At 61.1% G+C, this 11076-nt stretch carries 12 protein-coding genes; 9 read left to right on the top strand and 3 right to left on the bottom strand.

What is annotated here, in order from left to right; genetic code table 11:
* The first annotated feature begins 23 nt into the window (after nucleotides 1-23).
* Together AACY18_RS26100 and AACY18_RS26095 are read left to right on the top strand one after the other, a co-directional pair.
* A complete protein-coding gene (locus tag AACY18_RS26100) occupies nucleotides 24-1070 on the top strand; it encodes a class I SAM-dependent methyltransferase (RefSeq protein ID WP_339466583.1) in 1047 nt (348 codons plus the stop codon).
* Between the two features lie 54 nt (nucleotides 1071-1124).
* Nucleotides 1125-1967 carry an NAD-dependent protein deacetylase gene (locus AACY18_RS26095; RefSeq protein WP_339466581.1) on the top strand — a complete coding sequence of 281 codons (843 nt, stop codon included), beginning with the start codon at nucleotides 1125-1127 and terminating at the stop codon, nucleotides 1965-1967.
* A gap of 25 nt (nucleotides 1968-1992) precedes the next feature.
* On the opposite strand, the gene AACY18_RS26090 is transcribed toward AACY18_RS26095, so the two are convergent.
* On the bottom strand, nucleotides 1993-2868 hold the full coding sequence (locus AACY18_RS26090; protein WP_339433920.1) for a LysR family transcriptional regulator: 876 nt from the start codon (nucleotides 2866-2868) through the stop codon (nucleotides 1993-1995).
* 149 nt (nucleotides 2869-3017) lie between these two features.
* Between AACY18_RS26090 and AACY18_RS26085 the strand changes: the two genes are divergently transcribed.
* Genes AACY18_RS26085 through AACY18_RS26075 form a run of 3 tightly spaced genes read left to right on the top strand, consistent with a single transcriptional unit; the run spans nucleotide 3018 to nucleotide 5599 of the window.
* Nucleotides 3018-3716: a CoA transferase subunit A gene (locus tag AACY18_RS26085; protein WP_339433921.1), complete on the top strand. Its 699-nt coding sequence runs from the start codon at nucleotides 3018-3020 to the stop codon at nucleotides 3714-3716.
* Nucleotides 3717-3740: 24 nt separating this feature from the next.
* Nucleotides 3741-4406: a CoA transferase subunit B gene (locus AACY18_RS26080; protein ID WP_339433922.1), complete on the top strand. Its 666-nt coding sequence runs from the start codon at nucleotides 3741-3743 to the stop codon at nucleotides 4404-4406.
* An 11-nt stretch (nucleotides 4407-4417) separates the two neighbouring features.
* The gene (locus AACY18_RS26075) at nucleotides 4418-5599 is read left to right on the top strand and encodes an acetyl-CoA C-acetyltransferase (RefSeq protein WP_339466579.1); all 1182 of its coding nucleotides are present in this window, start codon (nucleotides 4418-4420) and stop codon (nucleotides 5597-5599) included.
* Nucleotides 5600-5801: 202 nt separating this feature from the next.
* Here AACY18_RS26075 and cobF read toward each other — a convergent pair whose 3' ends face one another.
* The gene (gene cobF, locus AACY18_RS26070; RefSeq protein WP_339466577.1) at nucleotides 5802-6557 is read right to left on the bottom strand and encodes a precorrin-6A synthase (deacetylating); all 756 of its coding nucleotides are present in this window, start codon (nucleotides 6555-6557) and stop codon (nucleotides 5802-5804) included.
* Nucleotides 6557-7126 carry a histidine phosphatase family protein gene (locus AACY18_RS26065; RefSeq protein ID WP_339433925.1) on the bottom strand — a complete coding sequence of 190 codons (570 nt, stop codon included), beginning with the start codon at nucleotides 7124-7126 and terminating at the stop codon, nucleotides 6557-6559. Before AACY18_RS26065 ends, cobF begins: the two co-directional genes overlap by 1 nt.
* A 329-nt stretch (nucleotides 7127-7455) precedes the next feature.
* On the opposite strand from AACY18_RS26065, the gene AACY18_RS26060 reads away from it, so the two are divergent.
* Genes AACY18_RS26060 through AACY18_RS26045 form a run of 4 tightly spaced genes read left to right on the top strand, consistent with a single transcriptional unit; the run spans nucleotide 7456 to nucleotide 11021 of the window.
* A complete protein-coding gene (locus AACY18_RS26060; RefSeq protein WP_339433926.1) occupies nucleotides 7456-8310 on the top strand; it encodes a MurR/RpiR family transcriptional regulator in 855 nt (284 codons plus the stop codon).
* 2 nt (nucleotides 8311-8312) lie between these two features.
* A complete protein-coding gene (locus AACY18_RS26055; RefSeq protein ID WP_339433927.1) occupies nucleotides 8313-8957 on the top strand; it encodes an isochorismatase family cysteine hydrolase in 645 nt (214 codons plus the stop codon).
* Complete coding sequence (locus AACY18_RS26050) at nucleotides 8954-10285, top strand: glutamine synthetase (RefSeq protein WP_339466576.1); 1332 nt, start codon at nucleotides 8954-8956, stop codon at nucleotides 10283-10285. Before AACY18_RS26055 ends, AACY18_RS26050 begins: the two co-directional genes overlap by 4 nt.
* On the top strand, nucleotides 10269-11021 hold the full coding sequence (locus tag AACY18_RS26045) for an N-formylglutamate amidohydrolase (RefSeq protein WP_339466575.1): 753 nt from the start codon (nucleotides 10269-10271) through the stop codon (nucleotides 11019-11021). The genes AACY18_RS26050 and AACY18_RS26045 overlap by 17 nt, the downstream gene beginning before the upstream one ends.
* Nucleotides 11022-11076 lie beyond the last annotated feature (55 nt).

Below are 11076 nucleotides of genomic sequence, written 5' to 3'. Positions count from 1 at the left end.
ATCCTGTTTCAGGAGCACACCTGATGGACGAGGCCCGACTCAACGACTTCATGGGCAAACTGGTCAACGACATGGGCGGCGCGGCGATGCTGGCCAATGTCATCGTCGGCGAAGAACTCGGGCTCTACCGGGCGATGGCCGACAGTCAGCCGATCAGCCCCGAAACCCTCGCCACAAAAACCCGCTGCAACCCGCGTCTGGTACGCGAATGGCTCAGCGCGCACGCCGCCTCCGGCTACATGGAGCACCACGACGGCCAGTTCCGCTTACCGGAAGAACAGGCCCAGGCGCTGGCCGTCGAAGACTCGCCGGTGTACATCGCTGGCGGCCTCGGGGTGGTAGCGTCGTTTTTCCATGACAAGGACAAACTGGTCAAAGCCATGCGCAGTAACGGCGCCCTGCCCTGGGGTGATCATCATCCGTGCATGTTCACCGGCACGGAACGCTTCTTCCGCCCCGGCTATAAAGGTCACTTGATCGCCGAATGGTTACCGGCCCTGGACGGTGTGGTCCCCAAGCTCGAGACCGGTGCGAAAGTCGCCGACATCGGCTGCGGCCACGGCGCCTCGACGGTGATCATGGCTCAGGCGTTTCCCAATTCGCGCTTCGTCGGCTACGACTATCACGCACCGTCGATCACCGTCGCCTCCCAACGCGCCGAAGAAGGTGGTGTCAGCAGCCGGGCGAAATTCTTCGAGGGCTCGGCAAAAAGTTACCCTGCCAATGACTACGACCTGATCTGCTATTTCGACTGCCTGCACGACATGGGCGACCCGGTCGGCGCCGCACGCCATGCCTACGACGCGTTAAAAGACGACGGCACGGTGTTACTGGTCGAACCGTTTGCCAATGACACGCTGGACGACAACATCAACGCGGTCGGGCGTTTGTTTTATGCCGCATCGACGTTCATTTGCACCCCGAACTCCCTGTCCCAGGAGGTTGGCCTGGGCCTCGGTGCGCAGGCCGGTGAAGTGCGTCTGCGCAAAGTGTTTGCCGAGGCTGGCTTCAAGCGGTTCCGACGAGCGACGCAAACGCCGTTCAACCTGATTCTGGAGGCGCGCAAGTAAGCAGCGCGTATCGCGTGCTAACCTGCTGGCACCGTCCTCCCCGGAGCGCTGACCATGCTCGACAGCCCGATCCGCGAACACTTCGACACGCTGCAACAAGCGATGGCCGAAGGCAACTTTCTGGTACTGACCGGCGCCGGCATCAGCACGCCGTCGGGTATCCCGGATTACCGCGACAGTGACGGTGTGCGCCGTGGACGCCAGCCGATGATGTATCAGGAATTTCTCGCCGCCCCAGAATCACGCCGCCGCTATTGGGCGCGGGCGATGCTCGGCTGGCCGCGCGTGCGCCAGGCGCGACCGAATGCGGCGCTCGAAGCGCTGGCCCATTTGCAGACGCAGGGGCGGATCAGCGGCTTGATTACGCAGAATGTCGACACCTTGCACGATCAGGCCGGCAGTCCTGACGTCATCGAATTGCACGGCAGCTTGCATCGGGTGCTGTGCCTCGATTGCGGACAGCGAAGTGAGCGCGATGCGATACAGCGGTTGATGGAAATGCACAACCCGTACCTGGCCGGCGTCGATGCGGTGCAGGCGCCGGACGGCGATACCCTGCTCGACCCGGCGTTCGAAGCACGTTTTCAGGTACCGCTTTGCCCTCATTGCGCAGGGGAGCGAATGAAACCGGACGTGGTGTTTTTCGGTGAGAACGTCGCGCAACACACGGCGGAACGGGCCATGACAGCGGCGCGAAATGCGGCAGGAATGCTCGTGGTGGGTTCTTCGTTGATGGCCTATTCGGCGTTTCGCCTGTGCCGGGTCATCGCGGATCGCGGCAAGCCGTTGCTGGCGATCAACCTGGGCAAGACCCGGGCGGATGAATTACTGGATCTGAAGGTTGAAGGGTCGTGCGAGCAACTTTTGCCCCTACTGACACAGCGCCTGACCACCTGAACACGCACAGCCCGCTTCCACAGGGTCAGTATTTTTCCCTCAAAATATCGAACAACGCCTGCGCCGCCGCCGACAGTTCATTGCCCGGTTCGGTCAAAACGCCAATCGCCCGTTCCACCGAGTCATTCAACGTCAGGCACCGGGCCCCCAGTTCCTGCATCTGCTCGGCACACAACGCCGGCACCGCACTGACTCCCAGCCCACTGGCAACCATCCGCCCGACCGTCGACAGTTGATGGCTTTCGAATTCCACCGGTAGCTTCATGCCGCGAGCCTGCAAATGTTCTTCGAGCATCACCCGCACGGTCGACGGCCGCTGCAAGGTAATGAACGGCTCGAGCAACAAGGTCTGCCAGTCAATCTCGGTGCGTGCGGCCAGCGGTGACTCCTGCGAGACCACCGCCACAAACCGATCCATATAGAGCGGTGTAAATGTCATCGAGGTGTTCTGCATCGGTTCGAACGCCACGCCCAACTCCACTTGCCGGTCGCGGACCATTTCCAATACTTGCTCGTTGATCACGTCGTTGACCGTGACGCTGACGTTCGGATACCGCGCCCGAAAGGTCTTGAGGATCGGCGGCAGCAGATTTCCGGCAAACGACGGCATCGCCGCCAGCGTGACTCGCCCGCGTTGCAGGCTGAACCGTTGGCGCATTTCGTCTTCGGCGTTGTCCCAGTCGGCAATCAGGCGCCGGGCCAGCGGCAGCAAGGATTCACCCTCCGCCGTCAGCGCCACATTGCGGGTGTTGCGGCTGAACAGACGCCCACCGAGCCCCTCTTCCAAGGCTTTGATGGTCAGGCTCAGCGCCGATTGCGACAGGTGCAACCGCTCGCAGGCGACGGCAAAACTCAGGCTTTGGGCCACGGCGAGGAAGGCGCGGATCTGCTTGATGGTCATGAACGCTATGCTTCCGTATCAGAATCCAATGGATTATTGATCTTTATCAATCAATCAACCTTAAAAATCAACTTAACAAATATATCCTTCAGCGAGACACTCCAGTCATTCGGCTAGCCAGCCGCCCGCAAATAATAAAAGAGGTGCATATGGCAGGTTTCGACAAGCGCGTGAGTTCCTACGAGGAAGCCCTGGCCGGGCTTGAGGACGGCATGACCGTCATCGCCGGCGGCTTTGGTCTGTGTGGCATTCCGGAAAACCTGATCGCCCAGATCAAGCGCAAAGGCACCCGCGACCTCACCGTCGTGTCCAACAACTGCGGCGTCGATGGCTTTGGTCTCGGCGTACTGCTGACCGACCGCCAGATCAGCAAAGTCGTTGCCTCCTACGTCGGCGAAAACAAGCTGTTCGAAGAGCAACTGCTCAAAGGCGAAATTGAAGTCATCCTGACCCCGCAAGGCACTCTCGCCGAAAAAATGCGCGCAGGCGGCGCCGGCATTCCGGCCTTCTTCACCGCCACGGGCGTCGGCACGCCGGTGGCCGAAGGCAAGGAGGTGCGTGAATTCAACGGTCGCAAGTACCTGATGGAAGAGTCCATCACCGGCGACTTCGCCATCGTCAAAGGCTGGAAAGCCGACCATTTCGGTAACGTCATCTACCGGCACACCGCGCAGAACTTCAACCCGCTGGCCGCCACTGCCGGCAAGATCACCGTGGTCGAAGTCGAAGAAATCGTCGAACCCGGCGAACTGGACCCCGCCCATATCCACACACCGGGCATCTACGTCGACCGGGTCATTTGCGGCACGTTCGAAAAGCGCATCGAACAGCGCACCATCCGCAAATAATCCAGGCTGACGGAGAATAAAAACATGGCACTTTCCCGCGAACAAATGGCTCAGCGCGTCGCCCGCGAAATGCAGGACGGCTACTACGTGAACCTTGGCATCGGCATTCCGACCCTGGTCGCCAACTACATCCCCGAAGGCATGGAAGTCATGCTGCAATCGGAAAACGGCCTGCTTGGCATGGGACCTTTTCCGACAGAAGAAACCATCGACGCCGACATGATCAACGCCGGCAAACAAACCGTGACCGCGCGCATTGGCGCGTCGATCTTCAACTCCGCCGAATCCTTTGCGATGATCCGCGGCGGTCATGTCGATCTGACCGTTCTGGGCGCGTTCGAAGTGGACGTTGAAGGCAACATCGCCTCGTGGATGATTCCCGGCAAACTGGTCAAGGGCATGGGCGGCGCCATGGACCTGGTGGCGGGCGCAGACAACATCATCGTCATCATGACTCACGCCTCCAAGGACGGTGAGTCCAAACTGCTGTCCAAGTGCAGCCTGCCACTCACCGGTGCCGGGTGCATCAAGCGGGTGCTGACCGACCTCGCCTATCTCGAAATCGAGAACGGTGCGTTCATTCTCAAAGAACGTGCGCCGGGCGTCAGCGTCGAAGAGATCGTCGCCAAAACCGCCGGTAAACTGATCGTGCCTGACCACGTACCGCAAATGCAGTTCGCTGCCCAGTGAGGAATTCGAAAATGCAAGACGTCGTCATTGTTGCCGCCACGCGTACCGCGATCGGCAGTTTCCAGGGCTCTCTGGCCAGCGTTAGCGCGGTTGATCTGGGCGCGGCGGTGATCCGCCAGTTGCTCGAACAGACCGGGCTGGACGGGGCGCAGGTCGATGAAGTGATCATGGGCCAGGTGCTGACGGCCGGCGCCGGCCAAAACCCGGCGCGTCAAGCGGCAATCAAGGCTGGCTTGCCTCACGCCGTGCCGGCCATGACCCTGAACAAGGTCTGCGGCTCAGGCCTCAAGGCCCTGCACCTCGGCGCACAGGCCATCCGTTGCGGCGACGCTGAGGTGATCATTGCCGGTGGCCAGGAAAACATGAGCCTGTCCAACTACGTGATGCCGGGCGCACGCACCGGTCTGCGCATGGGTCATGCGCAAATCGTCGACACCATGATCAGCGATGGCCTGTGGGATGCGTTCAACGATTACCACATGGGCATCACTGCCGAGAATCTGGTCGACAAATACGACATCAGCCGCGAACAGCAGGACGCCTTCGCGGCCGCCTCGCAGCAAAAAGCAGCCGCAGCCATCGAGGCTGGGCGCTTCGTTGATGAAATCACCCCGATCCTGATTCCGCAGCGCAAGGGCGATCCGGTCGCGTTCAAGGTTGATGAACAGCCACGCGGCGAAACCACTGCCCAATCCCTGGCGAAACTGCGTCCGGCCTTCAAAAAGGACGGCAGCGTCACCGCCGGCAATGCTTCATCGCTCAACGACGGCGCGGCCGCCGTGATCCTGATGAGCGCCGAAAAAGCCAAAGCGCTCGGCCTGCCCGTGCTGGCGATCATCGCCGCTTACGCCAACGCCGGTGTTGACCCGGCGATCATGGGCATCGGCCCGGTCTCAGCCACCCGCCGCTGCCTGGACAAGGCGGGCTGGTCGATTGAGCAACTGGATCTGATCGAAGCCAACGAAGCGTTCGCCGCACAATCGCTGGCGGTGGCCAAGGATCTGCAATGGGATCTGGACAAGGTCAACGTCAACGGCGGCGCCATCGCCTTGGGTCACCCGATCGGCGCCTCGGGTTGCCGCGTACTGGTGACCTTGCTGCACGAAATGATCAAGCGTGATGCGAAAAAGGGCCTGGCGACCCTGTGCATCGGAGGCGGCCAAGGCGTCGCTCTGGCACTGCAACGCGCATAAAGAGCAATACAGACAGCGGGCGGATCCACGACATCCGCTCGCTGTCTCCCACCCTGTTTCGGGGACAGACCCAAATCTCGTATCCACCACCATCCCCCTGTGGGAGCGGGCTTGCTCGCGAAGGCGTCCGGCCAGCCAACATCTCCGGCGACTGACACACCGTTTTCGCGAGCGACAGCGGGTCAGCCCCGCCAGCAAAGCTCTAAGGCTTGCGCAGCAAATACGTATCCATGATCCACCCATGCTCAGCCCGCGCGGCCTTGCGCACCTGCTCGATTTGATCCGCGACCTCCCCGAGTTTGCCGCTGATGAGAATTTCATCCGGCGTTCCCAGGTAAGCCCCCCAGTAAATCTCGGTCTGCGGATCGGCTACCCGGTGGTAGGCATCTTCGGCATCAAGCATGACCACCAGACTGTCCGCATCACTCACCTGCCCTGCCGCCAAACGCCGGCCCGTGGAGATTTCAATCGAGCGACCAATTGTGTTCAACGGCACTTTGTGCTGCGCTGCCAATGCCTGAACGCTGGTGATGCCGGGAATCACTTCGAACTCGAACTCACAGGCACCGCACGCCAGAAGCGCCCGCAGGATACGAACGGTACTGTCGTACAAAGCCGGATCGCCCCACACCAGAAAACCGCCGCACTGGCCGTCAAGCAGCTCTTGATTGATCAGCCGTGCAAAGATTTGCTGCTTCGCCCGGTTCAGATCATCAATGCTGGTGGCGTAGTCCGCGTCGCCACGCTCACGCTCCGGGCTGTGGACTTGGGCGAAGCGGTAGGCGGGATCCGTGATGTAGCGCTCGCAGATCTCGCGGCGCAGATCCATCAACTTGTCCTTGCTCTGGCCTTTGTCCATCAAAAAGAACACATCCACCCGATTCAGCGCCTTCACCGCTTGCATCGTGATGTAGTCCGGGTTGCCAGCGCCAATGCCGATGACCAGCAGTCGTTTCATCAGACAGCGCCTCCATCATCGAGACTGGGCAGACGCAGGCGCCAGCGCTCGGTGAAACGCAGTTCGACCACTGACAGTGGCTCGACATCGATGTCATGAAAGGCCGAGCCGCGCATCATCTGGATCAACGCGGCGCGGATGATAAACGGATGGGTCACTGCCACGACGTGTCCCGGCGTGGTTTGCAAACTGACCAGCCATGCCGCCACTCGCTCACACAGATGCGCAACCGACTCACCTCCGTGGGGCGTGGCGTGTGGGTCCTGGAGCCAGGCGTACAGCGCTTGTTCCTGTTTAAGTTGCAGGTCCTTGATCGACTGGCCGTGCCAGCGCCCCCAGTCACAGTCACGCAGCACCTCGTCAACTTGCGCATCCGCGCCGAACCACGCCGCCGTCTGGCGGGTGCGCAATTCAGGGCCGCAAATCAAACGGCGGGCGGAACTGAAACGTGAGGCCAACGCATCAGACGCTGACCGGATATTTTCAACAGGCTCATTCGTAGGAAAACGCGCCAATTTCTGTGAGACGGTTCGCGCATGGCAAATCAGTGTCAAACGGGTGGTCTGCACAATGAATTCCTCTGTCGAGCACCATGAAATCAACGGCCTGATGCCGAAGTGTTGGCAATTGTGCCGTAAATAAAGGGCTCCAGGGCTGCCCGATGAAATACCGCGATACCCGCCGACACTGGGAAAGCTGCAATATCTGACACCTCCACGGGCAATGGACTACAAGACACGTCGACTTCCGTGTAGCCCTTGTTACACGGGCATCCTGCCCTGTTTTGGGGCCGTTTCAACAGGATAAAAAATTCACTAGACATGTAGCGTAAGTTACATAAATACTGTTTTAGCGAATTGTGAAGCAAATTCGACACCTTCATCCAGCAGGAGCCAGGATGCCCCCTCTCAGAGACCTGATCACCGACCCCGACCTCGATCTCACGCCGTCGGAGCGCAAAGTCGTTCGCGCCTTGCTTGATCAGTACCCGCGCAACGGCCTGGGGCCCATGGCACGACTGGCCGAGCATGCCGGTGTCAGCGACCCGACCATTGTGCGCCTGGTAAAGAAACTCGGCTTCGGCGGTTATGCCCAATTCCAGGATGCGCTGCTCAGCGACATGGATCATCGCCTGCGCTCGCCGCGCACCCTGTTGCAACCCCGCGCGCACCAGAACAAGGATGACGCCTGGAGCCACTACCTGAGCGACAGTCATCGTCTGCTGGTCGAAACCCAATCGCTGACTCAACCCGAAGATGTGCGCATTCTCACGGACTGGCTGCTCGACGTTCGGCATCAGGTGTACTGCTTTGGCGGGCGCTTCTCCAGCCTGATGGCGAACTACCTGCTCAATCACCTGCGCCTGCTGCGCCCTGGTTGCTTTGCCCTGGATGACAATGCGCAACTGCCCGATCGCCTGTTCGATCTGCAGCGCCAGGACGTCGTGCTGGTGTTCGACTATCGCCGCTACCAGACCCAAGCCCTGCGCGTCGCTAGCGCAGCAAAAAACAATAACGCGCGCGTGGTGCTGTTCACCGACATCTACGCCTCGCCGCTGCGCGAACTGGCCGACCTGATCATCAGCGCCCCGGTGGAGTCGGCTTCGCCGTTCGACACCATGGTGCCAGCACTGGCTCAGGTCGAAGCGCTGATAGCCTGTCTGACCCTGCGCAGTGAGAATCTGGCCGATCGCCTGGAAGGCATCGATGCCCTGCGCAATGACTTCAACACCCACCTGCTGGAGGATAAATAAGGATGTTCAGCCTTCCCCACCGCTCGCCGCGGGACTTGCCATTTGTCACTGACCACACCGCGTTGCTGCTGGTGGACATGCAGCGTGCCTGGCTCGAACCGCAGTTCGACCCGCACCTGAACGGCCCGGACGCCGAGTACTTCCTGACCCGCACCCACATGCAGGTGGTGCCCAATCAACGCCGGTTGCTCAGTGCCTTTCGTCAGACGCGGCAGAACGTACTGCACACCCTGATTGAAAGTCTGACCGCCGATGGCCGCGACCGCTCGCTTGACCACAAGCTCTCGGACATGCACCTGCCCAAAGGCAGCTCACAGGCGCGGATCATTGATGACCTGACCCCGGTGGAAAACGAAATCGTCCTGCCGAAAACCTCTTCCGGGGTCTTCAACTCGACCAACATCGACTATGTGCTGCGCAATCTGCAAACCCGCCATCTGATCATCGCCGGTATCGTTACCGACCAGTGCGTCGACATGGCGGTGCGCGATGCCGCCGACCGTGGCTATCTGGTGACCCTGGTCGAAGACGCCTGCGCCACTTATAGCGCCGAGCGCCATCACGCCTGTCTGAACGCGATCAAGGGGTATTGCTGGATCACCGACACCGACACCGTGCTCGCCCGGTTGCAGGAGATGCAGCCATGAGCCCCCGCCTGACACCGCTGCCGATGACCACTATCGTCACCACCGACCTGATCGGCATCACCCGTGGCCGCTCGTTCCCCACCGACGAACTTGAGCACTACCAGGCCGCCGGTTGTGGCTGGGTGCCCGCCAACAGCGCCTTGACACCTCAGGACATCATCGCCTCGACCAATCCATGGGGCGCCTATGGCGACCTGCGTTTGATCCCGGATCTGGCCAGCCGCGTGATTGTCGGCAACGGCCCGGATGCCGACGCACCGGCGCTGGATTTCATTCACGGCGACATCCGCGAAACCGATGGCCGTCCGTGGGGGGCCTGCCCGCGTACGCTGCTGCGTGATGAGGTGGAACGTTATCGCGACCAGTTGGGTTTGCAGGTCAACGCCGCGTTTGAACACGAGTTCAATCTGCACGCCGGTTTTGTCGAACATCTGGCGTTTTCCCTCGAAGCCCAGCGTCAGGGCGCCGAATTCGGCGGCTGGCTGCTCAGCGCCTTGCGCGCCGGTGGCGTCGAGCCGGAAATGTTCCTGCCCGAATACGGCAAGCACCAATACGAAATCACCTGTCGGCCGACCCTGGGTGTCGCCGCCGCGGATCGTGCGGTCAACGTGCGCGAAATCACCCGCGAGATCGCCCGGCAGATGGGCCTGGACCTGAGTTTCGCACCGAAGACCTCGGCGGACGCGGTGTGCAACGGCGTGCACCTGCACGTCAGCCTGCTCGACCAGGCCGGTCAGCCAATGCTCTACGACGCCGGCACCCGCAACGGCTTGTCGACCCTCGGCCAGCATTGGGCGGCGGGGGTTGTGCATTATTTGCCGGCGCTGTGTGCGTTCACCGCGCCAACCCCGGTGTCGTATGAGCGCTTGCAGCCGCACCACTGGAGCGCGTCCTATGCGTGCCTTGGCCAGCAGAACCGTGAAGCGGCGTTGCGTATCTGCCCGACCGTGACACTGGGCGGCAAATCCGTGGCCACACAGTTCAACCTTGAATTCCGGGCGATGGACGCCACCGCCTCGCCGCACCTGGCAATGGCTGCACTGCTGATCGCCGGCCGCTTGGGGATCGAACAGCGTCTGGCGCTGAACGCGATCACCGATGACATTCCCGATTCACTCAACGACGAGCAACGCAAGGCCCGGGGTATCGTTGCCCTGCCCGCCTCGCTGGCCCAGGCGCTGGATTGCCTGCGCAACAGTGCAGCCTTCAATGAATGGCTGCCCAAGCCGTTGCTCGACACGTATCACGCCCTTAAAACCGAGGAACTGGCGCTGACGGAACAGCTCTCGCCCGCTGACCTGTGTGAGCACTATGCACGCCTGTACTGAGCCCGCCGAGCTTGGGTTGTATACCCGACCGGTCTACAACCTGAGCCGCGCCGACTCGACGCATCCGGTGATCCTGGTGTGCGAGCACGCCAGCCATTACATCCCCGCGGCCCTGAACAACCTGGGCCTGGACGATATCGCCGCGCGTGAACACATCGCCTGGGACATCGGCGCATTGCAACTGGCCGAGCAGTTATCGCAAACACTCGGTGCAACGCTGTTGAGCGCCAACTATTCACGTCTGTTGATCGACCTGAATCGGCCACGGCACGCCCGGGACAGCATTCCGGCGCAAAGTGAGATTTATCAGGTGCCGGGTAACCGCGAGCTGGACGAAGCCACTCGCGAATACCGGCGCCAGGCACTGTTCAAACCGTTTCACACGCGCTTGCAAATGTTGATCGACGAGCGGATTGCGCTGGGCCAACCGGTACGGGTGGTGGGAATTCACAGTTTCACGCCGGTGTATTACGGCCAGCCGCGAACGGTGGAGGTCGGCGTGCTGTTCGGTCAGGCCAAGGTGTATGCCCAGCGTCTGCTCGACGGTCTGGAGCAACATCCGTTGAGCGTGGCCGGCAATCAGCCGTACAGAATTGACCCACTGGGCGACATGACCGTGCCGGTACACGGCGATGCCCGGGGCCTGGATTCAGTGCTCATCGAGGTGCGCAACGACTTGCTGCACAGCCCCGAAGCCGTATCGCGCTGGGCCGGATACCTCGCACCATTGCTGTAAAGAAACACTGCTGACGCTGTACATGATGGACCGATAGAACAACTAAAAAATGACC

The sequence above is a fragment of the Pseudomonas sp. EA_65y_Pfl2_P74 genome (assembly GCF_963970575.1).
GTDB lineage: Bacteria > Pseudomonadota > Gammaproteobacteria > Pseudomonadales > Pseudomonadaceae > Aquipseudomonas > Aquipseudomonas baetica_A.
The sequence above is the reverse complement of the archived record's forward strand: the minus strand, read 5'-3'. Positions and strand labels throughout refer to the sequence as shown.

Coding starts and splice junctions, on each gene's coding strand:
- AACY18_RS26085 (WP_339433921.1), top strand. CDS start 3,018: ATGGCAGGTTTCGACAAGCGCGTGAGTTCCTACGAGGAAGCCCTGGCC.
- AACY18_RS26090 (WP_339433920.1), bottom strand. CDS start 2,868: ATGACCATCAAGCAGATCCGCGCCTTCCTCGCCGTGGCCCAAAGCCTG.
- AACY18_RS26045 (WP_339466575.1), top strand. CDS start 10,269: ATGCACGCCTGTACTGAGCCCGCCGAGCTTGGGTTGTATACCCGACCG.
- AACY18_RS26075 (WP_339466579.1), top strand. CDS start 4,418: ATGCAAGACGTCGTCATTGTTGCCGCCACGCGTACCGCGATCGGCAGT.
- AACY18_RS26100 (WP_339466583.1), top strand. CDS start 24: ATGGACGAGGCCCGACTCAACGACTTCATGGGCAAACTGGTCAACGAC.
- cobF (WP_339466577.1), bottom strand. CDS start 6,557: ATGAAACGACTGCTGGTCATCGGCATTGGCGCTGGCAACCCGGACTAC.
- AACY18_RS26080 (WP_339433922.1), top strand. CDS start 3,741: ATGGCACTTTCCCGCGAACAAATGGCTCAGCGCGTCGCCCGCGAAATG.
- AACY18_RS26060 (WP_339433926.1), top strand. CDS start 7,456: ATGCCCCCTCTCAGAGACCTGATCACCGACCCCGACCTCGATCTCACG.
- AACY18_RS26050 (WP_339466576.1), top strand. CDS start 8,954: ATGAGCCCCCGCCTGACACCGCTGCCGATGACCACTATCGTCACCACC.
- AACY18_RS26095 (WP_339466581.1), top strand. CDS start 1,125: ATGCTCGACAGCCCGATCCGCGAACACTTCGACACGCTGCAACAAGCG.
- AACY18_RS26055 (WP_339433927.1), top strand. CDS start 8,313: ATGTTCAGCCTTCCCCACCGCTCGCCGCGGGACTTGCCATTTGTCACT.